At 66.3% G+C, this 24,963-nt stretch carries 24 protein-coding genes; 12 read left to right on the forward strand and 12 right to left on the reverse strand.

Features of this window, described 5'->3' with window-relative positions; all coding sequences use genetic code 11:
- Positions 1-12 precede the first annotated feature (12 nt).
- Entirely contained in the window at positions 13-2,676 is a 2,664-nt protein-coding gene (locus NDI56_RS18450) for an alkaline phosphatase PhoX (RefSeq protein WP_310921189.1), read from the reverse strand.
- A gap of 223 nt (positions 2,677-2,899) precedes the next feature.
- On the opposite strand from NDI56_RS18450, the gene NDI56_RS18455 reads away from it, so the two are divergent.
- A complete protein-coding gene (locus tag NDI56_RS18455) occupies positions 2,900-3,649 on the forward strand; it encodes an SDR family NAD(P)-dependent oxidoreductase (RefSeq protein ID WP_310921190.1) in 750 nt (249 codons plus the stop codon).
- Here NDI56_RS18455 and NDI56_RS18460 read toward each other — a convergent pair whose 3' ends face one another.
- Genes NDI56_RS18460 through NDI56_RS18470 form a run of 3 tightly spaced genes read right to left on the reverse strand, consistent with a single transcriptional unit; the run spans position 3,650 to position 7,878 of the window.
- Entirely contained in the window at positions 3,650-4,255 is a 606-nt protein-coding gene (locus NDI56_RS18460) for a GAP family protein (protein WP_310921191.1), read from the reverse strand.
- A 60-nt stretch (positions 4,256-4,315) separates the two neighbouring features.
- On the reverse strand, positions 4,316-6,160 hold the full coding sequence (locus NDI56_RS18465) for a sensor histidine kinase (RefSeq protein ID WP_310921192.1): 1,845 nt from the start codon (positions 6,158-6,160) through the stop codon (positions 4,316-4,318).
- Entirely contained in the window at positions 6,157-7,878 is a 1,722-nt protein-coding gene (locus NDI56_RS18470; protein ID WP_310921193.1) for a histidine kinase N-terminal 7TM domain-containing protein, read from the reverse strand. The genes NDI56_RS18465 and NDI56_RS18470 overlap by 4 nt, the downstream gene beginning before the upstream one ends.
- A gap of 174 nt (positions 7,879-8,052) precedes the next feature.
- Here NDI56_RS18470 and NDI56_RS18475 point away from each other — a divergent pair, with 174 nt between their 5' ends.
- Positions 8,053-8,496 carry a TRAM domain-containing protein gene (locus NDI56_RS18475; RefSeq protein WP_310921194.1) on the forward strand — a complete coding sequence of 148 codons (444 nt, stop codon included), beginning with the start codon at positions 8,053-8,055 and terminating at the stop codon, positions 8,494-8,496.
- 61 nt (positions 8,497-8,557) lie between these two features.
- Positions 8,558-8,818: a DUF8028 family protein gene (locus NDI56_RS18480; protein ID WP_310921195.1), complete on the forward strand. Its 261-nt coding sequence runs from the start codon at positions 8,558-8,560 to the stop codon at positions 8,816-8,818.
- Positions 8,819-8,923: 105 nt separating this feature from the next.
- Here the strand turns inward: NDI56_RS18480 and NDI56_RS18485 are convergent, their stop codons facing one another.
- Positions 8,924-9,907 (reverse strand): ring-cleaving dioxygenase, encoded by a 984-nt coding sequence (locus tag NDI56_RS18485; RefSeq protein ID WP_310921196.1) that lies wholly within the window; start codon positions 9,905-9,907, stop codon positions 8,924-8,926.
- Between the two features lie 173 nt (positions 9,908-10,080).
- Positions 10,081-10,674, reverse strand: coding sequence for an AsnC family transcriptional regulator (locus NDI56_RS18490; protein WP_310921198.1), 594 nt, complete (start codon positions 10,672-10,674; stop codon positions 10,081-10,083).
- A gap of 131 nt (positions 10,675-10,805) precedes the next feature.
- On the opposite strand from NDI56_RS18490, the gene NDI56_RS18495 reads away from it, so the two are divergent.
- On the forward strand, positions 10,806-11,003 hold the full coding sequence (locus NDI56_RS18495) for a heavy-metal-associated domain-containing protein (protein WP_310921199.1): 198 nt from the start codon (positions 10,806-10,808) through the stop codon (positions 11,001-11,003).
- Positions 11,004-11,019: 16 nt separating this feature from the next.
- Here the strand turns inward: NDI56_RS18495 and NDI56_RS18500 are convergent, their stop codons facing one another.
- A complete protein-coding gene (locus tag NDI56_RS18500) occupies positions 11,020-12,426 on the reverse strand; it encodes a glycoside hydrolase family 32 protein (RefSeq protein WP_310921200.1) in 1,407 nt (468 codons plus the stop codon).
- Between the two features lie 227 nt (positions 12,427-12,653).
- Between NDI56_RS18500 and NDI56_RS18505 the strand changes: the two genes are divergently transcribed.
- Complete coding sequence (locus NDI56_RS18505; protein WP_310921201.1) at positions 12,654-12,851, forward strand: hypothetical protein; 198 nt, start codon at positions 12,654-12,656, stop codon at positions 12,849-12,851.
- 4 nt (positions 12,852-12,855) lie between these two features.
- Here NDI56_RS18505 and NDI56_RS18510 read toward each other — a convergent pair whose 3' ends face one another.
- Positions 12,856-13,515, reverse strand: coding sequence for a helix-turn-helix domain-containing protein (locus NDI56_RS18510; RefSeq protein ID WP_310921202.1), 660 nt, complete (start codon positions 13,513-13,515; stop codon positions 12,856-12,858).
- A 321-nt stretch (positions 13,516-13,836) separates the two neighbouring features.
- The gene (locus tag NDI56_RS18515; RefSeq protein WP_310921203.1) at positions 13,837-15,288 is read right to left on the reverse strand and encodes an ATP-binding response regulator; all 1,452 of its coding nucleotides are present in this window, start codon (positions 15,286-15,288) and stop codon (positions 13,837-13,839) included.
- A gap of 235 nt (positions 15,289-15,523) precedes the next feature.
- On the opposite strand from NDI56_RS18515, the gene NDI56_RS18520 reads away from it, so the two are divergent.
- The 4 genes from NDI56_RS18520 to NDI56_RS18535 all read left to right on the forward strand — a co-directional run bounded on the left by NDI56_RS18520 (position 15,524) and on the right by NDI56_RS18535 (position 19,540).
- Positions 15,524-16,471: a hypothetical protein gene (locus NDI56_RS18520; RefSeq protein ID WP_417936042.1), complete on the forward strand. Its 948-nt coding sequence runs from the start codon at positions 15,524-15,526 to the stop codon at positions 16,469-16,471.
- Between the two features lie 108 nt (positions 16,472-16,579).
- Positions 16,580-16,918: a hypothetical protein gene (locus NDI56_RS18525; RefSeq protein ID WP_310921206.1), complete on the forward strand. Its 339-nt coding sequence runs from the start codon at positions 16,580-16,582 to the stop codon at positions 16,916-16,918.
- A gap of 48 nt (positions 16,919-16,966) precedes the next feature.
- On the forward strand, positions 16,967-17,665 hold the full coding sequence (locus NDI56_RS18530; protein ID WP_310921207.1) for an SDR family NAD(P)-dependent oxidoreductase: 699 nt from the start codon (positions 16,967-16,969) through the stop codon (positions 17,663-17,665).
- 72 nt (positions 17,666-17,737) lie between these two features.
- The gene (locus NDI56_RS18535) at positions 17,738-19,540 is read left to right on the forward strand and encodes a transcription initiation factor IIB family protein (RefSeq protein WP_310921208.1); all 1,803 of its coding nucleotides are present in this window, start codon (positions 17,738-17,740) and stop codon (positions 19,538-19,540) included.
- Here NDI56_RS18535 and NDI56_RS18540 read toward each other — a convergent pair whose 3' ends face one another.
- Positions 19,541-19,963, reverse strand: a complete 423-nt coding sequence (locus tag NDI56_RS18540; protein ID WP_310921210.1) for a DUF2391 family protein — start codon at positions 19,961-19,963, stop codon at positions 19,541-19,543. It lies immediately after the preceding gene.
- Between the two features lie 121 nt (positions 19,964-20,084).
- Here NDI56_RS18540 and NDI56_RS18545 point away from each other — a divergent pair, with 121 nt between their 5' ends.
- Entirely contained in the window at positions 20,085-20,888 is an 804-nt protein-coding gene (locus tag NDI56_RS18545; RefSeq protein WP_417936046.1) for a M48 family metallopeptidase, read from the forward strand.
- Positions 20,889-21,113, forward strand: a complete 225-nt coding sequence (locus NDI56_RS18550; protein ID WP_310921214.1) for a DUF6199 family natural product biosynthesis protein — start codon at positions 20,889-20,891, stop codon at positions 21,111-21,113.
- A gap of 21 nt (positions 21,114-21,134) precedes the next feature.
- Here the strand turns inward: NDI56_RS18550 and NDI56_RS18555 are convergent, their stop codons facing one another.
- Positions 21,135-21,560 (reverse strand): hypothetical protein, encoded by a 426-nt coding sequence (locus tag NDI56_RS18555; RefSeq protein WP_310921215.1) that lies wholly within the window; start codon positions 21,558-21,560, stop codon positions 21,135-21,137.
- A 104-nt stretch (positions 21,561-21,664) separates the two neighbouring features.
- On the opposite strand from NDI56_RS18555, the gene NDI56_RS18560 reads away from it, so the two are divergent.
- Positions 21,665-22,303 carry an HVO_2922 family protein gene (locus NDI56_RS18560; RefSeq protein ID WP_310921217.1) on the forward strand — a complete coding sequence of 213 codons (639 nt, stop codon included), beginning with the start codon at positions 21,665-21,667 and terminating at the stop codon, positions 22,301-22,303.
- Positions 22,304-24,536: 2,233 nt separating this feature from the next.
- Here NDI56_RS18560 and NDI56_RS18565 read toward each other — a convergent pair.
- On the reverse strand, positions 24,537-24,824 hold the full coding sequence (locus tag NDI56_RS18565) for an amphi-Trp domain-containing protein (protein ID WP_310921218.1): 288 nt from the start codon (positions 24,822-24,824) through the stop codon (positions 24,537-24,539).
- Positions 24,825-24,963: the final 139 nt, after the last annotated feature.

Raw genomic sequence — 24,963 nt, forward strand, 5'->3', positions numbered from 1 at the left:
CGCGAGGCGTCGTCAGTTGACCTCCTCGTAGAGGGAGACGATGTCGTCGAAGTCGAGCTGGCCGTTGTCGTTGAAGTCGTAGGCCGACTTGTTCAGGCGGACGCTGTCGCCCTCGAATTCGTCGAAGAGGAGCTGGATGTCCTCGTAGTCGAGGCGACCGTTCCCGTTGATATCCTCGAACAGGCCGTCGCCGTCGGGGTCGGTCGGGGCGTCGGAGCCGGCCACCGGCGGCGGGCCGGTGACCAGCACGCCCTCGCGGGCCTCGGCGTCGATGGTCGAACCCGAGTCGTCGTCCATCTGCTCGACCTCGACGGCCAGGTCGGTCGTGCCGGTTCCCCGGCCGCGAAGGGTCAGCGTGGCGACCTCGACGTCGCGGCCGCCCGCGCCGACTTCGTTCTGCGTGTCTGCCATCCGGACGGTCACGCTCGACCCGTCCGAGCTGATGTCGGACTCGGTGAGCCCCAGCGCGTCCGGGAAGGAGACGCCGGTGATGGCGGCCACGTCGGGGTTTGTCACCGAGACGGTGACTCGGGCCCCGGCGAAGCCAGTCGGCAGCGAGGACGCGGTCAGCGTCGCCGTCCCGGTCCCGCCGTTCCCGACCGCGACCGAGTCAACGTCGACCAGCACGTTCGGCTGGAAGACGTAGAGCCCGTCGTTGGGGTACGAGCGGGCGGGACCGCCGAAGCCGTCCTCACAGCACAGCACGCGGCCGTCCCGCATCGTGTAGACGTTGTCGATGTTGCGCAGGGCGTCGTCGGCGTCCCGCGGGCTGTCGGTGAAGTCGGGACCGGTGATGACCGGCTCCAGCGTCGAGACGTTGTAGTTGCGTTCGAGCTCGGCGCGGTAGACCACGCCGCCGTCGACGCGGTCCATCTGGATGTCGCCCTCGTCGTTTGCGAGGTCGTCGTTGAACTCCGAGATACCGAAGTAGACGAAGTCGCCCGGCTGGGAGTCGTCGACGCTGTCGACGCCCTCGGCCTTGTTGAACTCGATAGAGGCGCCTATCTCCTTGGCCGCGGCGCGGGTCTCGATGAACGGAACCCTGCGCAGCTCCTCGTCGACGCCGTCGGGGCCGTCGGCCTCGTACTGGCTGGCCCACTCGACGATTTCCGCGTCGGTGACGTAGTTCTGATTGCCGTTCCGGACGACTTCGAGGTCGGCCTCGCGGAGCGCGGCAGCCGGGTCCTCGCGCCAGTCGGTCTCGGCGTGCGCGTCGAGATACTCGGCCTGCGTGACGTCGTCGTAGTCGGCGATCCACTCGGCGACCTCGCCGTTGGTGGCGTGGCCGAGTTCGAGCCACTCGACCTCCAGCGGCGTCTGGGCCGGGGAGTTGCGCTCGCCGGCCTCCGAGGCGTTCGCGGCGTCGTTGGTGATTTTGGGCGCGTACAGCGTGCCCGCGATGTCGTCGGTGTCGTCGTAGCTCGGGATGGGCTCGTCGGCGACGAACTTGTAGATGCCCTTGCTGTCGCCGTCCGAACAGCCGTACACCGTCTTCCGGTCGCCCTGGAAGTCGGGCGCCTCCCAGGAGGCCCGCCCCATCACCCAGTACTTCACCGCCTCTGGTTCGTCGGCGGCCGGCTCGCGGAAGTCCACGTGGTAGCCGTACCGGTACGGGTTGGGGTAGACGTCGTCGATGGGCGTGGTCGCGAGGTTGTCCTCGCCGCTCTGGTCGGCCCGCTCCGCACCGAGGTAATAGGCGAGGAACTCGACGCCGGAGAGGGCGAACGCGCCCTGTGGGTACCAGGACTCGCCGAGCTCGCCGTCCTCGGCGTACGTCCCGAGGGCGTCGGTGATCTCCGTCGGGTTCGGTCGGTTCCAGAACTGGCAGGCCCCGACCAGCCCCTCGCCGCTGTCGGCCTCGACGATATCGCTGACAGTCGCCGTCAGCGAGACCCGCGGGTGGGCGTAGTTCTCCTCGGAGGAGACCATCGTGCCCCACGGGCTGAGGTCGCCGTAGCAGTTGATTCGCGTCCCACCGAGTTCCCGGAGCGAGTCGGTGTTCGCGAGGTTCAGCGCGTCGTCGGGGTCGGCGCTCCACTCGCCGTCCTCGTCTTGGCTGATGAACACCCGCGAGACGTTCCCGGGGCTGTTCTCCCAGTTGGTGAACAGGTACCCTTCAGTCCCGTCGTCGTCCGTCGGGACGAACTGGTTGCAGTCGGGGTTCGTGGCCGGGCCCCCGTACTGGGTCCCCGCGAAGTTCTCCCCGCTGATGTCCGTTCCGTCGGGCGTCTGCGTGACACCGAGGCGCTCGCTGCCGCCATCGATGGGTTCGCCGCCCTGAACGAGGACCTCGTAGTCACCGCTCGCCGAGCGCACCGCGCGCTGTTTCGCGTCCGTGTCCGGCACCCCGACCTCGGTGAAGTCGTCGTTGCTCCCGTCGAACGCGAAGGAGAACCCGCTGAAGTAACCGACCGCCGCTCGGCCGAAGGGCTCGGGGTTCTCCTCGCTCGGGTGCTGGAGGCTGTACAGCAGTCCGCCGTCCTCGAAGACGAACGGACCCGTCACCTCGGCCCCGTAGGCGGTCGTCGAGAACCGCTTCAGCGACCCCTGGACGCTCGGCGCACCGGGCGTGTCGCCCTCTTCGACCTCGTCGCCGCTGGCGACGCCGACAACGCTGGCCCCCAGTGCCGCCGCCGCTGACGATGCAAGCAGATTCCGTCGAGTCAAATCGACCATACGGGTGGAGCCACCCCCGTTTCGATAAAGGCGTTTTATATTGGGTATATGTAGTCGAAATTTACGCCCGAGCGGACCCCATGTGAACCACTCGCTTCCCAACTTCGTTCCACAGTACGGTCCGGTACTGGGACCCAATCGTGGTATATACCTGAACTGTCAGGACTGCCCTACCTCGAAGCGTTATACCGGCCGCGTCCGTTAGCTTCCTCAGTGAAGTCAAATGGCTGACAAACTCGCCGACGAGACGGCAGTCGTCACCGGCGCCGCGTCCGGAATCGGCCGTGCAATCGCCCTGCGTTTCGCGGCGGCCGGCGCCAGCGTCGTCGTCGCGGACGTCCGCGAAGGGCCCCGCGAGGGCGGGACGCCGACACACGAACGCATCGAGGACGCCGAGTTCGTCGAGACCGACGTCTCGGAAGTCGACGACATCCGCGCGGCGGTCGAGACGGCGACCGACGCCTTCGGGAGCTGTGACGTCATGGTGAACAACGCCGGCGTGTTCACCGCAGACCAGCCCATCGCGGACACCGACGAGGACGACTACGACTGGCTCATGGATATCAACCTCAAGGGGGTGTACTTCGGGAGCAAGTTCGCCGCCGACGTGATGGCCGACCAGCCCGACGGGGGGTCGATTATCAACCTCTCCTCGGTCGCCGGGCTCGTCGGCTACCCGGGCGCGTCGACGTACTGCGCCTCCAAGGGCGGTATCTCCAACCTCACCCGCGAACTAGCGCTCGAACTCGGCCCCGACGGCATCCGCGTCAACGCCATCAACCCGGGCGTCATCGAGACCGCGATGACCACGGAGGACTCTGACGTCGCCGGCGCGTACGAGAAGCAGGTCGCCCTCCGACGCGACGGCCAGCCCGAGGAGGTCGCCGACGCCGCCCTGTTCCTCGCGAGCGACGACGCCTCGTACGTCACCGGCCACAACCTCGTCGTCGACGGCGGCTACACCGCACAGTAGTCACGTCAGCGTCAGGACGACGAAGATTCCGATGACGAACTCGGTGACGAGCCACGAGTTGTCGGTCATCCAGTCGCGAACTTTCGGGAGCAGCCACTCGGCGCGCTCGCCGAGAGCCAGCACCGACAGCGACGGGAGCGCGAGCAACAGCACCGTCGCCAGCACGAACCCCGCCGCGTCACGCAGCGGCGCGCCCTCGCTCGACAGCGTCGCGCCCACGGCCACCGAAGTGAGGATATCGGTCGGGAACAGCCCCAGCAACAGGGCCCCCAAGCGGAAGGCGAATCGCGGGCTCGCCCCGGTCAGCTTCCCCATCCACGCCGGGGGCTCGGCCGTCTCCCGGGTCCGATACACGTTGAACGCGGCCGCGACGAGAACCGCCGCGATAAGCCAGGAGAGCGTCGTGTTCGAGGCCCCCGCCGACCGCGTCCCGGTCGCCAGGAAGTAGGCGGCAGTGACGACGATAGAGATAGAACAGGCCGCTCCGCCCACGAAGGCGGCCGAGTTTCGCCGCCACTGTTCGCTCGTGGCCAGGAAGATGGCGCTCAGCAGCTGCGGGCCGGCGACCATCACGACCGCCAGCGGGAGGACGGTGACGAGACTCATCGGTCGGCACACGCACTCCGACGGCAATGTTCTACGCTCCTTGTCGGCCCAGTCCTGTCGCTACCTCCCGCTTTCCGTGTTCCCGACCGCTGTCACGGCGCCGCTGACGACGAACCGCGCGCCGTCGTGGGCCGGGTCGACCCGAACCGCCCAGCCGTGAGACTGGGCCATCGTCTCCACGATGCTCAGGCCGAGTCCGGTCCCCTCGCTGCTGGTAGTGTAGCCGTACTCGAACAGCCGGTCGTGGTCGGCGTCGATACCGGGACCGTCGTCCTCGAAGACGAACCCGTCGTCGGTGAGGCGGACAGTTATCGCGACGCCGCCGTGTTCCACGCTGTCCTGGCGAGTTTGCGAGCCGGCGCTCGTCGAGCCGTGCGCGACGCTGTCGTCGGACTGCGTCCGATTGCTCGTGGAACCGTGTTCCACGCTGTTCCGGACCAGATTCTCGAGGATGCTGAGCAGCCGACTCTCGTCGGCGCGGATGGTCCCGTCGACGTCCACCGCGAGGGTCGCTTCGCCGGTGTCGACGTGTGACCAGGCCGTCCGGACCGCGTCACCGAACCCGACGACTTCGGTGGACTCGACGGACTTGCCCTGCTCGGCGAGCGTTCGGAGGTCCGTGATGATGGTCTCCATCCGGTCGAGCGCGCCGTCCAGGTCGTCGAGCCGGTCGCGGTCGACGGGGTCGGCTCCGGAGTCGGCCAGGCGCTGTCGTACGAGTTCGGTCTGGCCGGCGGCGACCTGTAGCGGATTGCGGAGGTGGTGTGAGATGCTCCTCGCGAACTCGTCGAGCTGGCGGTTCTGGCGCCGTAGCTCCCGTCGGTTCTCGTAACGTTCGGTCACGTCGCGTATCAGCAGGGCCGACCCCGCGACGGTGTCGCCGTCGGTGACGGGCGAGACGACCGCCGAGTACCGGCGGTCGTCGTGCGTGAACTCGACGGTTCGGCCCGTCCGGGCAGCGCTCTCGAAGCCGTCGCCGTCCGCCGCGATGGCGTCGGCAAGCACCGGCGCGACCACCGCGAGCGGCGATCCGATGGGGTTCCCGTCGCCGACGAGGAACCGCCTCGCCTCCGGGTTCAGGTCGACGACCTGCCCGGTGTCGTCGCGGACGAGGAGTCCGTCGCCGGTCGTTCCCAGCAGTCGGTCCCGGGAGATGGGCGTGATTCTCACCATCCCCAGCCAGGCGCCGACGAAGGTGGCCACGCCGACGATACTCAGCCCCAAGACGGTGTGGTCGTAACCCGGGAGCGTCGGCACCCGCCCGGTCACCGTGAACGCGCTGGGGACGAGTCCCAGCAGTATCCCCGCGCTGTAGACGACGAGGGGGCGACTCGACCGGTGCTGGGAGGTGACGACCAGCTCCGCGAGGTAGTACAGCGCCGCCCCGATGCCGACGTACGACCAGAAAAAGCCGAACAGCCAGAGCGGGCCGAAGCCGGTGCGGTAGTACGGGAAGGGGTCGGTAGTGAACACCAGCGGGTCGAAATGCAGGCCGAGCCACGGCTGGGTCACCAGTCCGAGCAGGCCGGTCGCCATCCCGCCGACGAAGAGGGCGTTGAACGGTCGCCGCAGCGACGTCGACCGGCCGCTGTACACCGTCCCGAAGTAGACGAACGCGACCACCGTGAGATAGGAGAACACGGTTCGCAGATACACCAGCCAGCGGCTGAGCTGCTGGTCCGCGGCGAGGAGTTCGAGCGCGGCGACCCCGGCCCAGAGCATCGCCACGATGTGTAGCGGGACGACTGCCCGGATACGGGCCGTGGACCGGCCCCGCTCGACCCAGACGTTCATCAGCGCGAAGCCGACGATGCTCACGACCAGGAGCGACAGGTACACCGCCTCGATGGGGTGTACCGCAGTGACCGCGCCACCGGTCTGGCCGACGAGGCCGCCCTCGCTCACGGGCCCACCTCCGTCTCGGCCGTCGTCGTTCCACCGGTGACGACGAACGCCGTCCCCGTCTCCGTCCGCTCGACGCCGACCTGCCAGCCCTGGGATTCGACCTGCGTCCGGACGATTTCCAGCCCGAGCCCGACGCTGGCGGCCGCGGTCGTCGTGTCGGAGTCGAAGACCGCCTCCCGGTCGCACTCGGCAATCCGTCGGCCGTCGTCCTCGTAGGTGAACCCCGTCCCGGTGAGCGCGACCTCGACTCGGTCGGCGCCGCGCTCGCCGCTGTGTCGGACGAGCTGGTCGAGCACGCTGTCCAGCCGGGCGCGGTCGGCCTCGATGTGCCCGTCAGCCGTGACCGCGAGCGCCATCTCCCCGGTGTCGGCCGCCGCCCAGACCGCCCGGACTGCCGGCCCGAACGCCACGGACTCGGTCGTCGTCACGGACTGGGCGTGTTCCGCGAGCGTCCGCAGTTCGTCCAGCCTCGCGTCCATCCGGTCGATGGCGTCGGCGACGCTGTCGAGGTGGTCGGCCGCCTCCGCCGCCGCGGGGTCGTCAGCGGCCCGGAGCTGCCGGTCCAGCAGTTCCGTCGCGCCGTCGGCGACCTGAAGCGGGTTCCTGAGGTCGTGGGCGACGGTCGAGGCGAACGACTCCAGCTGGTCGTTCTGTCGCGCCAGCTCCCGCTTTGACTCCTCGACCGCGGTGACGTCCCGTGCCACGACCGTGTAGCCGGCGACCGTGCCGCGCTCGGTAATCGGCGAGACGGACACCGCGTAGTGGGTCCGCGCGCCGTCGACGACTGTCGAGTACGTCGCCGAGACGTCCGCATCCCCCGCCGCTGGGAGCAGTATCTCCGCGGCCAGCCCCGGCAGCAACCTCGACAGCTCCGTCCCGACGGGCGTCTCCACGTCGGGCGGCAAGAGCGGCTCCGCGGCGGCGTTGTAGTCGATGAGCCGGCCCGCGTCGTCGAGTCCCAGCAACACGTCGTCGATGTGGTCGACGATTTCGGTTCGGGCCATCGGCGCGATGTCGAGTTCCCCCCGGAAGAAGACGGTGTAGGCGAGGATGACGGTCAACGGGACGATACCGAAGACGGTGTAGTCGTATCCGGGGAGGAGCGGAATCGTCTCCAGCGCGGTCACGGCGTTGGGCAGGAGGGAGGCGACCGCCGCTGCCACCAGCAGCAGTATCGAACTCGTCGGTCGGTGATTCGAGCTCAGGAAGAGCCGCGCCAGATAGACGAAACTGACCAGCAAGATGGCGGCGGCCACCACCGAGTTCAGCAGGTACAGCGGGCCCGGCTCTATCGCGAGGTACGCGACGGGCTCCTGTCGATAGGCCACCGACGCGTACTGGAGCCCGAACACCGGCTGGGTGAGGATACCGACGACGGCGACGGCCGCCCAGCCCACAGCGAGGGCGTTCTGCGGTCGCCGCGGCGACGTCGACCGGTTCGTATACACCGTCGCGAAGTAGCCGACGGTGACGATGGCGACCACCGCGAACAGGTCAGTGAGCAGGCTCAGCGCGTACTTCGCCGCCGGAACGCGGACGAGCAACTTCGCGATGGCGGCCACCACCCAGCACCACTGCACCGCGACGTAGGCGACGAACTCCGTCCGGTGGTGCGTCTCCGTCCGCGTGTAGACGAGTGCGCCGGTCGCAGCCACGATGAGCGCCGACACCACGAGTGAGCTCACGTACCAGAACTGTAGTGGTACTGAGCCGTCCATACATTCGAGACAACGGCTATCTGGAAAAATAGCCGGGGTTAGCGTCCCCCGGTTGATACGTCCGTCAGCGCCGAACGAGGTCGCCCCCATCCGCGCTCCCCGGCACGCGATGGGGCCGCGAATTATGCAGCTGAATTCCGGTAGGATTTAGCCATGGGGTTCGTAGGTGGGCCAATGACACAGATATCTGATTCCGTCCGCTTGCTATTCGAGACCTCGGTCGACGACGAGGGCGACCGGTACGTCGTCTCGATACCGTCGGAACTCGTCGAGAACGGCTCCATCGATACGGACCAGTCCTATCGGGTCGCACTCCTCGCCTCCGAGGCCGACGAGCGCTCGACGGAGACGACCGTCACGGAGCCCGACCGCTCGACGGTGTCACCGCCGGAGACCGCCTCGCCCCACTCGCAGGGGCCACCGGTCGAGGAAGGCGAGGTGCGGACGGTCTCCATCGACACGCTCGGCGACCAGGGCGACGGCATCGCCAAGGTAGAGCGGGGCTTTATCGTCATCGTCCCGGGCACCAAGCCGGGCGACCGCGTCGAGGTCGAGATAACCGACGTGAAAGAGACCGTCGCGTTCGCCGAGACGGTCGGCGAAGCGACCGTCCGATAACCGGCTTCTGCCGGCAGTTACTGGCCACGTACTCTTGGCCCGTGGTCCCCCGTCTCCCTGTATGGGCACGGAACCCGGGCGCCTGGCGTCGCTCTCACTGCGCGCCTGTGTCTACGGCCTGTCACAGGTCGTCGCCGCCGTCAGGTGCTGTCTCGGTTTCCTCCGGGCCACGGCCTTCTGGGGGGCCATCCTGCTCCCGGCCGTCATCGTCGGGGTCTTGCTCGACGGGCTGGCCACGTCGGAGCCGTTTGCCTTCACCGCCCTGCTCGGGCTGCACGTCCTCTGTCTCGTTCTGGGGCAGCGCCACTGCCCCAACGAGTGATTCGTCGTGTCGGCCGCCGGTAGGGCCAATATTACTATGTGGCCGCCGTTGTGGCCGGTGCCGGTGGTCGGCGGTATCGCCGTCTTCCGAACGGTACCGGTCGGGTCAGTCGTCCGCGTCGACGGGCTCGGCTCGGGGCACCGTGATGTCGGGTAACTGGCTCTCGATTCGCTCGCGGTCGGCCTCGAACTTCCCGGGGAGGACGAGCCGCTCGCCGAGTTCGCCGAGCGGTTCGTCGCTGGTGTAGCCCGGACCGCTGGTGGCCAGCTCGAAGAGGACGCCGCCGAACTCCCGGACGTACACCGAGCGGAACCAGTGGCGGTTTATCTGCTGGGTCGGGCGGAGCCCGGCCGACTGGACGACGTCTCGCATCGCCGACTGCTCCTCGTCGGTCGGCGTCTGGAAGGCCACGTGGTGGACGGTGCCGTGGCCCTGTCGGCCGCCCACGATGGTCGGCAACACGTCGACGTATCTCCCGACGGGGCCGCCCGCGGCAAAGCGGGTCCGCTCGTCGCCGGGGGCGTCACCCTGCGCTTCTTCGGTGCCCACTTCCTCCAGTCCCATCTCCCGGAGCAGCTCCTCGGTCGGGTCCGGATCGGCGAGCCACAGCGTCACGGAGTGAAAGCCCCGGATGGCCGCGTCCTCGGGGACGAACTCGGTCCAGGGCACCGTCGGCTCGTCGTCGGGAATCTCGACTTCGACCAGTTCCACCGGCAGACCGTCGGGGTCCGTGAACGGGAGCACCGTCTCGCCGAACCGCTCGACGCGGTCGTCGTAATCGACGCCGTGCTCGTCGAAGCGCTCCTCCCAGTAGTCGAGGCTCCCCTCGGGGACGCGAAACGCCGTTCTGGAGACCTGCCCGGAGCCGACCTTTCCCTGCCGGACGTCCTCCCACGGGAAGAACGTCATGCTGGTGCCCGGGGTCCCCTCGGCGTCGGCGAAGAAGAAGTGGTAGGTGCCGGGGTCGTCCTGGTTGACCGACCGTTTCACGAGACGCAGGCCGAGCGTCTCGACCCAGAAGTCGATGTTTCGCTGCGGGTCGCCGGCGATACACGTCACGTGGTGAATCCCTGGTGTGGACACTGTCATACACCGGCTACGCGCTCCTCGCACTTGAGTGGGCGCTGACACCGATGTTACCGGGGTCGAGTAACTCTCGGTGGAGTCGCGACTCCAGCGGGCTGTGACATGTTAGTTTCACCCGAACCTGCGGATAGAAATCCCCTCGTACGCACGTCCGATTCCGACGCGGGAAGCGGCTCTCAGTCCGCGCCCTGCTGGAGCTCGTCGTACTTCTCCGCGAAGCGGGCCTCGCAGGACGGACAGCAGAACTGGTAGAGCGAGCCGTCGATACGCGCGGCCGTCCCCTCGCTGTCGACGGTGTTGCCACACTGGGCACAGGAGAGGGCGAACTCCGTCCCGCCGAGGTCGGGCGACCACTCGGCACCGGCCAGCAGCTCCACCTCGAAGTCGGCTATCGCCTCGGTGTCGACCCGGTCCGCGAGCCAGCCCGCGATGTCGTTGTCGGGGACGCGCGCGAACACCACGATATCGGCCTCCGACGTGGTGAAGACGTGTTCGACCGCGTCGGTCCCGAGGAGGGCGTCTCGCAACGCCGCCGGGTCGCTGGCCGCCGTCTCGACCGTGACGAGCACCGGAATCCCCGTCCGGAGCTGGGACCGGTCGATATCGAGCGTGAAGCGGTTGATGACGCCCGCCTCCCGGAGGCGCGCCACCCGGTCGGAGACGGCCGGCGCCGAGAGACCGACCGTGTCGGCGATATCGCTGTAGGGACGCCGGGCGTCCGAGAGCAGTAGCTGCAGTATCTCCATGTCCGTCTCGTCGAGGTCGCGCATGGCCCCACTCTGGCCGTCGCGAAATAAAGCGCTTCGGGTGTTCGAGCTGGGTATCGAAAGCGCCGAGGTCGATTCGGGGACGAAACCGAAGGGACAACGTGTTTGACGCCGGGGGTTCTACGCCCCGGCGTATGACCACGACACTCACCGTCGAAGGGATGAGCTGTGACCACTGCGAGGACAGCGTCGCGGACGCGCTCGCCGACGTCGAAGGTGTCACCGACGTGCGGGTCGACCGCGGGACCGAGTCGGCCGAGGTCGAGGGCGACGCCGACGTGGCCGCGATGGTCGCGGCCGTCGACGAGGCCGGCTACACCGCCCACGCCTGACCACCGGCGGAGACGCTCAGTCGACCGAGAGCTCGACGGCCTCGAAGGAGACCAGCGTGGCCTCGCCGCCGGTCGCCGACAGCGAGACGCCGTCGCTCGCCGGGTCGGGAAAGACGAGGTTCGTGTTCGCGTAGCACCCGCCGTTTCCGAACACCTCGACCGAGCTCCGGTCGACGAGCACCTGTAGCGTAATCGTCCCGTCGGCACGCAGCGGGAGCGGTCCCTCGGCGACCGTGTGGTCGTCGTGGAAGAACGCCCCCGACTCGCTGCGGTCGACGGCGAGTCGCTCGCCGGGAGCGTCGTAGACGATTTCGGTCCGCTGGTCGGCGGAATCGCGGACGCCGAGTGTTACCTGCCGTGCGCTGCCGGGGTCGACGGTCGCCCTGAGTTCGAGGGTCAGGCCGGCGACGCCCTCCGCCGCCAGCGGGTCGTGGTCGGGCGTAATCGACTCGTCGGAAACCGTCGCGAGAGTTGTTCCCCGGAGCGATTCGAGGGCCGGCGCGGGCGACTGGCGGAGCGCGACGCCGTCGTCCGTCCGGGTCAGCGCGAGTTCACGCGGGAACGACTGGGCGCCCGTCCACTCCGTCGTCGGGAGCGACTTCGCGTAGTCCCAGTGGCTCATCCAGGCCAGGCCCAGCCCGGGCCCCTCTGGCGCGTTCGACCATGTCTGGGCGCCGTAGAAATCGAAGCCGTGGTCGGCCCGCACGCGCCGGTCGGCGACGAACGACTCCCCGTCGAAGCGGCCGACGTGGTGCTCGACGTGGTCCCACTCCACGGAGACGGTCAACACCCACCGCCGTTCGTCGGTGCCGGCGACCGGGAGTTCGTACAGGCTCGGGCACTCCCAGCTCTGGTCGCCCGACTCGTAGGTGTCGAGGTAGGTCCAGTCCGTCAGGTTGGGCGACTCGTATATCTCGATACCACGGGGGCGGTCCGGCGCCGGGTGCACGCGCGCGACGACCATCCGCCAGGCGTCGTCAGCCTCGTACCACAGGGGGTTCGGGTCCCTGAAATCCCCCTCGTCGCTCGGGATGACGGGGTTGTCCGGGTACATCGAGACGGTGTCGCCGCCGTCGGTGCTGTAGGCGACCCGCTGGTCCTCCCGCTCGTCGTCGTGGTGGCCGCTGTACATCGCCACGATGCTGTCCGGCCCGAAGCCGGCGGTGTCGTCGCTGTCGACGACGGCGCCGCCGGAGAACGCCTGTACTCCATCGTCCGGCACCTTACAGCCCCGCTCGTCCCACGTACAGAGGTCATCGCTCCGGGCGTGGTCCCAGCGGCGCCGGTCCGCCCCGGCCTGGTAGAACAAGTGGTACGTCCCGTCGTGGTACACCATCCCGTTCGGGTCGTTCATCCACCCTTCGGTGGGGGCGAAGTGAAACGCCGGTCTGAACGGTTCGGTGTCGGTTTTGTCCGTTGCCATTGGTTGCGTTCGACCGCGTTGCCCCTACGTCGGTTCCGTCACACCGGTCCCGTAGGGCGTCTGTGGAGGTGCGGTCGTTGTCTCCATCGTTGCGCACAGAAGGATAAGTGTCGCGACACCGGCGGCACCGTCCCCCATCTCGGCGCGCTACGAGGCGGTGACCGTATAACCACCATGCACTCACAAGCCGAGCGGTTTGGCCGCTGCGGCCTGTACCTGTCGGCGCTATGTCAACACAAAACGCCGGTTCGCCGCTCGGTAACCTCGCTATCCTCTCGACAGTGGTCGACGCCGCTCTGGCCTTCCTGCGGGGTGACCGCTGGGCCGCGGCCATCCTGCTCGGCGCCGCGGCGCTCTCGACGCGGGTCACCGGCGCGGGTGTCGTCGCCTCACTGCTGGTTCGGATACTCAGGCGCCTCCGATGACGCTCTAGCGCTCCGATTTCGTCCCGACGAGCAGCGTGTCCTCGACCAGTGACTCGGTCCCCCGCCGGAGCCGCTCGGAGAGCGCCTGGTGGGATATCTCGAACTCCTCCGCGAGCTCCTCCAGCGTCTGTTTCTGTGGCACGTCGTAGTAGCCCTTCTGGACCGCCGTGATGAGCGCGCGGTACTGGTCTTCGGTGAGCCCGAACCGCCCGGAGGGTTGCCCGTCCATCTCGCGTATCGATTCGATGGTGAACTCCATCCCGTGGTCCTTGCAGAACTCGTGCGTCTCCGAGAGATGTGACCGGGACGGGAACATCACCCGCAGCCGCCACCCTTCGCGTCGGCCGTGGGCGTCCAGAATCGTCGCTTCGGAGTTCGTCAGCATATGCAGGAGGAGCTGGACCTGGTCGATCCAGTCCATCCGGTAGAGCAACTCGTCGCCGAAATCGGCGAGCATCGTGACGTTGTTCACCGTCGGGTCACCATCGATGGCGGCTTCGAGGGGCTCGCGGTCGGCGTTCCTGGCCCACAGCAGCGGCATGACGGCGTCGTCCCCGCTCTCGATGATGCGCTCGCTCTCGAACGTCACGTCGGGCAGTGCCTCGAAGGTGTGTGCGAGCGCAAGCTCCTCCGTCGGAACCGACCCGATTACGATGGTGGCCATACGCTGCTGATATTCTCAAACGAGTAACAAGAAACTTCTCTCGCGGTGTAGACACTGGGGACCAATCCGCTCGATTTGCCGACGAACCGACTCCGACCTGTAAGTTCCCGGTCAGCAATGATGGGGATGCTACCGTGTATAATCCGGGGTTATCGAAGTTCACGCGCGAACTTCGCTCGCCCGCGCTTCCGTTCCACCGGCACTGTGCCTCCGGTCGGAACTCCTTCCAGAAACCCGACACCAATACCGTGGTCTTGCGCTCGCACGCCGGCGCGGCGGCCCACCGGTGACCACGACTCGCTTCCGGCGCAGCGCCGGGTGTCACCCTGCCAGCCCGCCGGCCGGATGTTCGGTGAACTCGAACCTGGCCCCACCGTCCCGGCTGTCGGTCACTGCCGCCTGCCAGCCGTGGGCCTCGGCTATCTGTGCGACGATGGCGAGGCCGAATCCGGTGCTCTCCGAGGCCGTCGTGAACCCCGACTCGAACACGTCTCCGCGGATGGCCTCGTCGATTCCCGAGCCGTCGTCCGCCACGTAGAACCCGCTGGGCGTGTTGCCGTCGGCGCGGGTCGAGGTGTACATCGGCTGAATCTGGCCGACCCGGATGGTGGTGGCGCCCGCCCCGTGTTTCACGGTGTTGTGAAACAGGTTTTCGAGCAGCTGTCGCAGCCGCTCCCTGTCGGCCGCGATCTCGCCGTCGCCGTCGCACGTCAGGGTGAGCTCTCCCGTCTCGACGGTCTCCCAGGCCTCCCGCGCGGTGTCGTGCAGGTCGAGCGCCTCCGTCTCGTCGACGGTCCGCCCGTGTCTCGCGAGCGTGAGGATGTTCTCGATGATGGTCTCGATGCGTGACAGCGCCTCCTTTGCCTGCTCGAACGCCTCGGGGTCACCCGTCTGCTCGGCGAGTGCCAGCTGTCCGTCCGCGACCTGCAGGGGGTTTCTGATGTCGTGGGAGACGACGTGGGCGAACTCCTCTAACCGGGCGTTCTGGCGTTCGAGCTTCATCTCGCGGCGTTTCTGGGCGGTGATATCCTGGAGGATACCGCGGACTCGCACTATCTCGCCGTTCTCCGTCTGTGGCTCGCCGCGCGTCCGAACCCACCGCTGTGTCCCGCTGGCGTCGAGCATCCGCAGTTGCAGGTCGTACACCTCCCCGTCCCTGACGGCCGACAGGAACGCCTCGCGAACCGCCGGTCGGTCGTCGGGGTGGAAATACTCCAGCGTCTCCTCGGGTGTCAGGTGCTCGTCGGTGTCGAGGGCGTGAATCCGGAGCACCTCGTCCGAGACGTGGGTGGTGTCCGTGCGGATGTCGTACTCCCAGGCGCCGACGTTGCCGATGTTCTGTGCCTTCGCAAAGAGGTCGTTCTGTCGTTCGAGCTCGCGTGCGGTGCGGTACTGGTCGACCGCGGTCGCGATACGGTTTGCCAGCAGCTCGTACTGCTCCGAGCCGATGGCCTTCTGCAGGTAGTCGGTGACGCCAGCCGAGATGGCGTCGCTTGCGACCTCCTCGCTTCCCTTGCCGGTAAAGAGGATAAAGGGGAGGTCCGGGTAGTCCGCGCGAACCGTTTCGAGGAAGGCGATACCGCTCTCCCCCGGCATGTCGAAATCCGAGACGATGCAGTCGAACTCGGTCGATTCGAGCCGCTCGCGGCCGTCTACCGGGCCGCTCGCGGTCGTCACGGAGATGCGGCTGTCCTCCCGTTCGAGCAATTCCGCCGTCAGCTCCGCGAAGTCCGGGTCGTCGTCGACGTGCAAGACCCGGATAGGACTGTCCATGACCTATCTTTCTCGACTGTACCATGATGAATATTAGGGCCAGTTCCGGTCACCGGCCGCTTGTCGCCGCACGGACCTGTCCGTTCGTCTGTGAGCGGTGCGTGTCTCGGCAACGGACGAGACAGTCGGCCTCGTTGTCCGGGAATCACCACAGAGTTATTACACGAACGTGTGAAATCCCTCCAGCGCGACTGCGGGCTGCTGTGACCGCATTTCGGCGTGTACTGAGAGCTCCATGCCACGAGACAACTCGCGTTCAGCGGCGAATCGAGGCGGACCAGTCACTCGGCGGGGCGTGTTGCGCACAGTCGCCGGCGGCGCGCTCGTCGCCGGGAGCGCCGTCGCCGGCGCGACCGCGACGACCGACGGGGGCTTCCCCCCGAACGGGACCACCAGGTTCGGTGACGAAGTCACGCTCGGTGCGGGGTCGGTCCGCCCGTTCACGACGGAGACGCCGGCGGGCGAACCGAGGTATCACGGCGTCGATTTCGACCGCGAGGTTCTCACCGGGACACTCCCGTCGGCGGCGGACCTCGCCGCGGACCGGACGGGCGACGACTCGGAGTACGTCGACAAGTACGGCCAGTCGGGCCGAGCGCTGGAGGTTCACCACCGGGAGTCCCTGGAGTTTTTCGTCCCGTTCCCGGACGCCGAGGCGACCCCGTTTACGTTCCTCGGGCTCAACTGGAACCCGGAGGGCCACGCCGGCGCCCGCGGCGCGTGGGCAGCGCCCCACTTCGATATCCACTTTCACATGCTGGGGACCGACACCGTCGACGCTATCGAGGGCCCCGATTTCGCGCCCTACGACGACATCCCGGGGGCGAGGATTCCGGCGGGATACGAGCGCTCGCCGCCGGCGGCCGCGGACGAGCGCTACGTCACGGACATGGGCGAGCACCTGGCGCCGTCGGACGCTCCGGAGGTCCCGGGGAACCCGGCGGCGTTTACGAACACGCTGATTCAGGGGTTCGTCAGCGCCGACAGCGAGCCCGAACTCGCGTTCGTCGAACCGATGCTCACCCGCGAGTTCCTGCGTGATTTCGAGGGCACGGCGCGATACGAGGTCCCACAGCCGGCGATTTATCCGCACGGCAAGCAGCATCCGACGGCGTACAGCGTTCGGGCCGACCCCGCCGGCGACACCGTCGCCGTCGCGATACAGGAGTTCGAGTCGGTCTGAGGCCGGACGGTTGCCCCGGCAGGCGTCCCGGACGCCCGACGTGGTCCTTCGTAATTATTAGTTTCAAAATACGTTTTTGCGGTCGAAGCCGCTACCGTCGCCCACCGTATGCCACCGAACGGATACATGGTCACGGAGCAGGTCCCCGGCTTCGCGGTGGGGGACATCCTCAACGTGACCGACCGATACCGACACTGGCGCGGTGCCCGACTGGAACTCGAACGCATCGGCGCCACGCCGGGGGCCGAGCGAGTGGTGGTCGTCGACGAACCGACGGGGTTCAGCGAGCGTGCCGTCCTCGACGCGACAGCGCGGTTCGGTGACTGGCACCGCTACAGCAGAACCTTCGAGGCGGGCGCCGACACACTCGGGACCGCGGGCAGCGGGGACCCCACGCGTCTCACCATGGCCACGCTGACCAGTATCGCGGACCCGATCTCGGGCTGAACGGCGGCCCTCGACACACGTTTTTGCGACGCGCCCTCCGGTGACAGTGTGGAGACACCACTGTACGAGCGCCTCGACGGGCAGGTCGCACTGGTCACCGGGGCGACCCGCGGTATCGGCAGACGCATCGCTGACGGACTGGTCGAACACGGCGCGACGGTGTACGCCGGCGCGCGCGACCCGGCGGACGTGACCGACGACGACCGCCGCGCGGTCGAACTGGACGTGACTGCGGACGACCAGATACGCGCCGCTGTGGACCGCATCGACGCGGAGGCGGGCCGGCTCGACGTGCTCGTCAACAACGCCGGCGTGATGGACTCGCGCGAGCCCCTCGACGCGATGGGGACCGACGTTATCGACCGCACACTGGCGACGAACCTCCGTGGGCCCGTCGTGCTGACGAGACAGGCTCTCCCACGCCTGCTGGAGCGCGCGGGCGGCCGCGTGGTCAACGTCTCCTCCGGGCTGGGTGCCATCACCGAACCCCAGTCCGGCGACATGCCCGCCTACCGCATCTCCAAGACGGGTCTGAACGGGCTGACACGGTATCTGGCCGGTGAGTACGGCGACGACGGCCTGCTCGCCAACTCGGTCTGTCCCGGCTACGTCCGGACCGACATGACAGACGGTGACGCCCCGAGAACGCCCGAACGGGGTGCCGAGACGCCGGTCTGGCTGGCGCGGTTTCGCCCCGAAGCCCCCAGCGGCGGCTTCTGGCGGGATAGGCAGCGGATACACTGGTGACGGGTGCGGTCGGTTCCCGAATCCCCTGACGGTATGCAAAACTTAACACCCTGACGCTCACAACGTGGCATAATGGCGAGCACTTCAGATAACACCGTGCAAAACCGGTTAGTTACTGTGAGCGAGAAGCTCCAGATACCTAATAATACGCTGCAGATAACACTGGTCCGACTGGACCAGCTCCGCAACGAGCCGGACGTCAACGAGGACCGACTCGACGACACCGCCGCGGCGGCGCTGGCACTCTCCGCTCGGGAGGACGGGCTCCCGGTCAGGGACAAGGAGATAGCGAACGTCTGGACGGAGACGCTCGACTCCCCGGAGGCCGAGATAGCCATCTCCAGCCAGCAGCTCGAAGCCGTCTCCGACTACTTCGATATCGCGGAGGTCCCGCCCCACCCCATCTCCCTCGTCCAGCGCTTCGGCGAGGCCGTCGATATGCCCGAGGAACTAATCACGGTCGCACACCGCCTCCTCCAGGACGCCTTCTCGCTGGACCCGACCGTCGTCGCCGGTGGTCCCTCGCCCGCGGCGACGGCCGGCGGGGTCCTCTCGCTGTCCGCGCTCGTCAACGGGCTCGGCGACAGCTACGAACAGAGCACACTCGGCAAAGTGTCCGGAACCAGCGAGGTGACGGTGCAGAACCGCTGTCGCGACCTCCAGGACCTGCTCGACGACCGCCTCCAGAGCGACCGATACCGGGTCGTCCCGGCCTCGAAAGCGCCCGACGAGCCGGCCGACAACCAACAGTCCGGCGACGGGGCCACCGGCCAGCAGTCGAGCGCTGACAGCACGAGCACCGGCCAGTGCAGTACCAGCCAGTCGAGCACCGGCCAGTCCAGTGACCAGCAGACCGCGGCCGACGGCGCCGGGAGCGCCGACACGGGAACTGAATCGGACGCCGACGCCGACTCGGCGGCCGAGGACGACCAGGACACGGGGGCGGTCCTCGAAACCGTGCGGTCTATCTACCCGGACGAGCTGCCGACGACGACCAACGTGGCCGAGGCCCACGACACCAGCGAGTCGGCCGCCGCGGACGCGCTCGAAGCGCTCGCCGCCGACGGCGAGATTCAGCGCAAGCGCGCCGGCTCCGTCGACGTCTGGATTCCGGCCGGCCAGGACAGCGTCGGGTCGGCGCTGACCGTCGACGCGGTGGAGACGGAGATAGACGCCCTGGTCGAGGAGCTCGACATCGGCTCCTCGACGCGGCTGCTGGCCCGCGGGATGGTCAGCGATGCCGTCGACGGCGCCGACGTCGAAGAGGCCGCGGAGCTCGCGGCGACGACGGTCGTCGCGGCCGCCCGGATGGGCGACGGGGACATCGACACCGTCGACGTGGCCCGCCATCGGGAGTTCGACCCGCGCGTCATCTCCCAGTGGCTGGACACGCTGGACGACGCGGTGGACGCGGACATCCCGCGCCGGGACGCCGAGGACATCGTCGAGGACGTGGTGGCCGAACTCGGACTCTCCGAGAGCATCCTCGCCGAGAGCCACCGGTCCCTGGAGCGCTACGACGGCGACGAGGAGTTCACCGCGGCGGAGCTCGGTGCCGGCGCCGTGCTCTTCGCCGCGACTATCGGCCAGACGCAGGTGGATATCGACCGGCTCGCCGCGCTCAGTGGCGCCGAGGCGAGCTACATCACCTCCGCGATGCACGGCATCGTCGTCTCGCTCTGTCTCGCGCTGGTCAGGGGCGACATCGACTACGAGGACTGCAACTGGACCACCGAGCTCCTCCAGTCCGAGCTGTCCCCGACCATCGGGGACTCCAGCACCGGCCGCGCCATCGCCGTCGCCAAGGCCTACACGGCCGGCCGCGAGGGCCACCACATCGACGAGACCACACTCGACGTGTTGCTCTCGGAGTGATCAGAACAGGCTGTCCGTCGTCACCGCCCCGACGACGGAGAACACCGCGGCGACACTCAGCGCCCGGAAGGTGACGAGCAGTCGCGCTCTGGGGTCCAGCTCGCTCAGAAAGAGGTCCGGCGCGGTGATGGAAAACGCCAGCATACCGACCGAACCGAAAGCGACGATCATCACCGAGATGAACCGGACCGGAATCCCGGCGACGGCCGCCTCGGTTCTGGGGTCACGGTCGTTGTCGGCGCCGTAGAGGCCGCCGTAACCGATGGCCATGATGGCGACGACGAGAAAGAGGCTGTGGTAGACGGTCATGTTCTGTGCCAGCAGCCACACCTCCTGTGTGACGACGAACGGCCCGGCAAGCAGGAACCCGCCGACTATCTGCTGGGCGGTGTCCGCGAGCTTGTGTTTCTGCCGTTGCTTCATATCTGAACCCTGTCGGCTCAGGGGCATACCAGTTCGGGCGCTCCGGTCGCAGTTTACGTGGACTTTTACGTCTCAGTTGCCAACTACTCTCCACATGAAACACGTCGGACTGAAACTACGCATGGCGTTCGTCGGTGCCGTCCTGGCGGCCTTTTATCTCGTCGCCGTCGGTATCGCGATGGTCCTGTTCGGGCCGGGAGTGTGGCCCATCGCCGTCGTCGGGAGCGTCCTGCTCGTCGGGTTCCAGTACAAGGTCGGCAAGTGGGCGGCGCTGCGCAGCGTCGGCGCCGAGGCGCTCTCGGAGGAGCAGTACCCACAGATACACCAGCAGGTGCGCCAGCTCTCCCGGGATATGGGCATCGAGAAGCCGGAGCTGAAGGTCGCCCGAATGGGAGTCCCGAACGCCTTCGCCGTCGGCCGGAAGGGCGCCGGCGTGGTCGTCATCTCCGCCGAACTGATGCAGCTGCTCGACGACGACGAACTGGAGGGCGTCCTCGCCCACGAGCTGGCTCACATCGCCAACCGCGACGTTGTCACGATGGTCATCGGCCAGGGCATCGCCTCGATCGTCGGCGTCGCCGCGCAGTTCATCGTCCTCGTGACCGGGGACAACGACATCGCCGATTTCTTCCTGGCCATCGTCGTCGGGAACCTCGTCCAGTTCATGGTCATGCTGTTCGTCCTCGCTATCTCGCGGTACCGCGAGTACGTGGCCGACGCCGACGCGAAAGACGCCATCGGCGGCGGCGACCCGCTCGCGCGGGCCCTGGAGAAGATATCGAGCGGCAACGAGCGGGCCGGCGAGTCGGCCGTCGACGACCAGGTGAGCGCCCTCTGTATCTTCGGGCGGTCCGGGAGCCTGGTGTCGAAGCTCGTCTCGACGCACCCGCCGACCGAGGAGCGCATCCGGCGGCTCCGCGAGTAGATGGTCGACATCCGCCAGCTCCTCGCCGTCGTTCTCGGCGCTCTCCTCGGGCTCGGGCTCGTCCTCGCCCCGCGGGCGGCGCTGCGGCTGTCGGTGTTTGTCGGGCCACAGCGCCGCCGCCGGGGTGAGTACGGGAGCGACGACCCGATTCCCGCCCTGTGGGTCTGGGCGACGCGCGGGCTCGGCGTCGTCTGTCTCGGCGTCGCCGCGGCTATCGCGCTCTGAGTTTCGCCGGCGAGCGCCGGTCTACGACCTGAACGTCTCGAAGTCAGCGCACAGCCGGTTCTGTGTCTCCCGTCCGGCCTGGAAGCGGCTGGCGATGGTCGACTGGTGCTCCGGACAGCCCAGTAACACCGCGGCGCCGCCGTCGACCGGAATCATTGCCCGGCGGGTGCCATGCGAGGAGAGGCGACAGCTGGGACAGGTGATGCCCCCTGCCGGCAGGTGAGCGAGCAGTCGCGCGCGCCCGCTGGTCGTGAGCCCACAGACCGCCCTGAACTGTTCGAGGTGGTCCTCACAGCCGGCCACCGGAAGCGTGAACTGGTCGAGCAGCAGGAACGAGACGGTCTCACGGCTCGGCGACGCCAGCGCCGCCCGACAGTCGCTACACGGGACCGGCGGCTGCTCGGCGGTCGCGTCCGGACGGGCCGTCGGTCTCTCCGGTGGGGCCATCTTCCCGTGGCAGTCAGGTTCCCGGACACGTAAAAGGTGGGGCGACCGCTGCCGGGCGGCGGTAGGGGTATTACTATATGTCTGCCAATTACATATCATATGCCATGACAGATGATACCATCTTCGAGTCTGAGGAGACACGAAGTCGACGCGGGCTCGCGACGTACTTCCGACGATTGGCGCGGCGACTCGGTCGCGGCGAACCCGTCCCGGCCGACGAGGAACAGACCGTCACCGTCGCGGTCCCGGACGACTCCGACTTCGAGGTGACGGTCGAGGAGGCCGACGGCACCGTCACGATGGGTGTCGAAATGGAGTTCCCCGCCGAGGCGGGCACCGTCGACACCGACGTCCACGCCAGCAAGGCGACTTTCGACCGCTACGAGGACAACCAGGGGAAGTGGCGCTGGCGGCTCGTCCACGACAACGGGAACATCATCGCCGACAGCAGCCAGGGGTACGCCTCGAAACAGAAGGCCGACCAGGGTCTCGAAAGCGTTCGCACGAACGCTCCAGGGGCGCTCGTCGTCGACACCACGAAAGACGAGACGGACGGCGCCGACGAGGGCAGCAAGGCGACCTTCGAGCTGTTCGCGGACAGCGGCGCGAAGTGGCGCTGGCGGCTCGTCCACGACAACGGGGATATCATCGCCGACGGCGGACAGGGGTACGCCTCGAAACAGAAGGCGAAACAGGGGCTCCGGAGCGTGAAGACGAACGTCCGGGGCGCCGAAATCCGGTAGCGCAGTTTTCCGACGGCGCGTTCGGATAAACCACGTACCGCGATACGATATTCGTCGGCTGACGTTGCGAATGCCGATCAAAGCGTTCACGGATATCGACTCTCTCAGCCGGTGAGACGGCGGTTCCACCAAAGATATCTCTGTAAAAGTTAGAAATCCACCAAATCTATCGATTAGACTCCAGAAAGTAAGCGGGAAAACGACCCTGTGCCTATTGCTGCTGCTCAGGAAATTCGAACCCGGAACGGGTACTATATGAGTGTACTCAGCTCCTTATCCAGCCAGTCCAGAAACCGTGACAGAGTTATACGCGGTTTCTTCCTCGTATCAATAACACCAATCCGATCCTGAGTCAGGAAGTCCACTAGCAACCACATAATCAAACTGCGCTCGACGACGTCTGACTACGCAGAGTCTGACCGTTTCTGTGATCCCTCACTGGCTACCAGATATGGTTTGAGGGAGAGCGTGGTTCTTACACCCTGGTGTGTCCCTTTCCCGAAGCAAATCCCTAGTGCAACACCTCAACCACGATGTTCCAGAGGCCGACAAGTCATGTCGGAACTGTGGCGTTACAAGCCCTAAGGGATAACTCAGACCCAACTGAGAGATGACAAGCGAAATTTTTTATATTCACATGCCCTACTCTCAGATGAGGACGCAGGTCACTCCCTTGCCTTTGCGGCGGGGACTGACCTGGCAAGCATGTGCGGTCACAGCGCACGTGTGCTGACGTCCGGCGGTTCCTTTCCGTTACAACTCATCCAACAGGTACTCCCGTACAACATCGGAGGTAACCGATTAGCAAGTGACTGGAGCGGCTGGCTCCCCCACACGTCATCAGAGGAGGGTCGGCGTCCTTCGATCCATGCAGCCGCACGGTCGTATCTTTGCTGTGACTGCCGACGGTCGCGGGAGCGAAGGCTGTATAGCGTACATGGAGGGTCGTCTGAAACGTTCCACGAATTATCGATTCTCTGAACATCATACTCGATTCCCTCAATACCAGTTTCGGGTAGTTGACTTCTGATGTATCCAGCAATGTAATCTGCTGCCGTCAGTTCTGGATAAACCCGATCGCCGTCTTGGAGTTGCGTGAGGTACACTGGAGTGACCCGATCTCCAAACCCGTTGAATTGTCGCGTCGCTGCTCTTCTAAGACGTTCTTGGCGAGAGCCGTACATCCGGTCCCCGCCATCATGAACCAGTGCTGCAGGTCCCTCATAGTCAGGAACAGTCTTTGACCCACCAGTTAGAGCTTTACTGGCAACAATGCAGGCTGTAGCCGCTCGTTGATCAACGGTATATGTTCCCCATCCCGCGACGGCGTACCAAGTGATAGGGCTGGAGTCGAGAGAGGCAAGTAACTCCTCAACTGTTACAGATAGTTCCGCTTTCGACATACCCTGTGGCGTCGAGCTTGATTTGCTCTTCCATGGTTCGAGGCCGAGTTCGACGAGTAATTCGGCGAGAGATTCACCATATGACCGAGGACACTGCACCGCAGTCATAACGAAAGCGCCATCGTTCTGATTACCGGATTCATCGACACCAACAACATGACTGGCGTGTTGGACCGGTGGCTGTGTATCAACAATCCCATGTTCAAGCAACTCAATCTGCCGCAACCCCGACGACATCTATGTTATTCAATTGTATTCACCTGTCGGGTAAATCTTCACGTAATGAATAGCTGGATGCTGTTCAATGAGCTCACGAAAAGATTGAGAAGTTCAGTATCGAAGCAGAGTACAGGAGAGTGGGGACGTCAAATGGTCGAACTGCGCTTGACGACTTCTGACTCTAAGAAGAAGTAGATATTCGGAAGACGTGTATTCGGGGTTGCTACTAATACGGGTTCATTGAGCATCTTGTTCTTGACCCGGTTCGCCAAATTCTCTGCTTCAGAACTATTCGCAGGTAATTCGAAGAGGTCTTGTTTTGATTGAGATCGCACCCGACACTGGACAAAGAACCCGAATACATACTCTGTAGTTCCGATTGGAGCAAATACTACATCTTCGCCTGTAGGACCAGTTGTGTTGGTCCAAGCCTCAATTATCTCTTCAGCACCTGTTGTTGTCCTTTGATGCTCTGCAAGATTGTCCGAGTTGGGGGGAACGGTAAACCCGACTCTCAGACGTTCTCCCACGGTGTATTGGGCGATGCCGTAGTAGTGCTATCGGTCCTCAAGAACAGTGCGGAACCGGTCGAAGGGATCGTTGTTGACTTGCTATTTTATCTCCGGCGCCCGCTCGTCGGTCCGACCGGGTAGTTCGACTTCGAGCTCCAGCGACGGCTCGCCCATCCCCTCGAAATCGATTTCGAGTTCGACGGGCTCGCCGAAGGCGAAGGGCAACTCCCACTCGTCGTCGACGATGGTTAGCTCGTCGCCGTCGCGCAGCTGTTCGCCGATGGCGATGAGGAACTCGCCGGCCTCGCTCGCGTCGAGGCGGTACTCCTGCTCGAAGTCGCGGCCGGCGCGGATTACGGATCGTTCGGCGTCTGAATCGTCAGCCATGTGTCGGGCGACCTAACGTTCTCCGTCGGTACATCGCTTGCGGTCCACCCACTATCTTGTGGCTGTTTCGGACCGTCACGGCTGGTAGTCGCCGCGGCCGACACAGATACGGCCCCGAGCGCCGGGGTCCGACCGTGGG

The organism is Halomicroarcula saliterrae, from assembly GCF_031624395.1.
GTDB classification, from domain to species: domain Archaea; phylum Halobacteriota; class Halobacteria; order Halobacteriales; family Haloarculaceae; genus Haloarcula; species Haloarcula saliterrae.

What these genes read in the sequence shown, in the direction of transcription:
- NDI56_RS18555 (WP_310921215.1), bottom strand. Translation starts at nt 21,560, where the DNA reads ATGGCCCCACCGGAGAGACCGACGGCCCGTCCGGACGCGACCGCCGAG.
- NDI56_RS18480 (WP_310921195.1), top strand. Translation starts at nt 8,558, where the DNA reads ATGGGCACGGAACCCGGGCGCCTGGCGTCGCTCTCACTGCGCGCCTGT.
- NDI56_RS18500 (WP_310921200.1), bottom strand. Translation starts at nt 12,426, where the DNA reads ATGGCAACGGACAAAACCGACACCGAACCGTTCAGACCGGCGTTTCAC.
- NDI56_RS18565 (WP_310921218.1), bottom strand. Translation starts at nt 24,824, where the DNA reads ATGGCTGACGATTCAGACGCCGAACGATCCGTAATCCGCGCCGGCCGC.
- NDI56_RS18470 (WP_310921193.1), bottom strand. Translation starts at nt 7,878, where the DNA reads ATGGACGGCTCAGTACCACTACAGTTCTGGTACGTGAGCTCACTCGTG.
- NDI56_RS18550 (WP_310921214.1), top strand. Translation starts at nt 20,889, where the DNA reads ATGGTCGACATCCGCCAGCTCCTCGCCGTCGTTCTCGGCGCTCTCCTC.
- NDI56_RS18490 (WP_310921198.1), bottom strand. Translation starts at nt 10,674, where the DNA reads ATGCGCGACCTCGACGAGACGGACATGGAGATACTGCAGCTACTGCTC.
- NDI56_RS18510 (WP_310921202.1), bottom strand. Translation starts at nt 13,515, where the DNA reads ATGGCCACCATCGTAATCGGGTCGGTTCCGACGGAGGAGCTTGCGCTC.
- NDI56_RS18460 (WP_310921191.1), bottom strand. Translation starts at nt 4,255, where the DNA reads ATGAGTCTCGTCACCGTCCTCCCGCTGGCGGTCGTGATGGTCGCCGGC.
- NDI56_RS18475 (WP_310921194.1), top strand. Translation starts at nt 8,053, where the DNA reads ATGACACAGATATCTGATTCCGTCCGCTTGCTATTCGAGACCTCGGTC.
- NDI56_RS18545 (WP_417936046.1), top strand. Translation starts at nt 20,085, where the DNA reads ATGGCGTTCGTCGGTGCCGTCCTGGCGGCCTTTTATCTCGTCGCCGTC.
- NDI56_RS18485 (WP_310921196.1), bottom strand. Translation starts at nt 9,907, where the DNA reads ATGACAGTGTCCACACCAGGGATTCACCACGTGACGTGTATCGCCGGC.
- NDI56_RS18450 (WP_310921189.1), bottom strand. Translation starts at nt 2,676, where the DNA reads ATGGTCGATTTGACTCGACGGAATCTGCTTGCATCGTCAGCGGCGGCG.
- NDI56_RS18560 (WP_310921217.1), top strand. Translation starts at nt 21,665, where the DNA reads ATGACAGATGATACCATCTTCGAGTCTGAGGAGACACGAAGTCGACGC.
- NDI56_RS18520 (WP_417936042.1), top strand. Translation starts at nt 15,524, where the DNA reads ATGCCACGAGACAACTCGCGTTCAGCGGCGAATCGAGGCGGACCAGTC.
- NDI56_RS18515 (WP_310921203.1), bottom strand. Translation starts at nt 15,288, where the DNA reads ATGGACAGTCCTATCCGGGTCTTGCACGTCGACGACGACCCGGACTTC.
- NDI56_RS18495 (WP_310921199.1), top strand. Translation starts at nt 10,806, where the DNA reads ATGACCACGACACTCACCGTCGAAGGGATGAGCTGTGACCACTGCGAG.
- NDI56_RS18540 (WP_310921210.1), bottom strand. Translation starts at nt 19,963, where the DNA reads ATGAAGCAACGGCAGAAACACAAGCTCGCGGACACCGCCCAGCAGATA.
- NDI56_RS18505 (WP_310921201.1), top strand. Translation starts at nt 12,654, where the DNA reads ATGTCAACACAAAACGCCGGTTCGCCGCTCGGTAACCTCGCTATCCTC.
- NDI56_RS18525 (WP_310921206.1), top strand. Translation starts at nt 16,580, where the DNA reads ATGCCACCGAACGGATACATGGTCACGGAGCAGGTCCCCGGCTTCGCG.
- NDI56_RS18455 (WP_310921190.1), top strand. Translation starts at nt 2,900, where the DNA reads ATGGCTGACAAACTCGCCGACGAGACGGCAGTCGTCACCGGCGCCGCG.
- NDI56_RS18535 (WP_310921208.1), top strand. Translation starts at nt 17,738, where the DNA reads ATGGCGAGCACTTCAGATAACACCGTGCAAAACCGGTTAGTTACTGTG.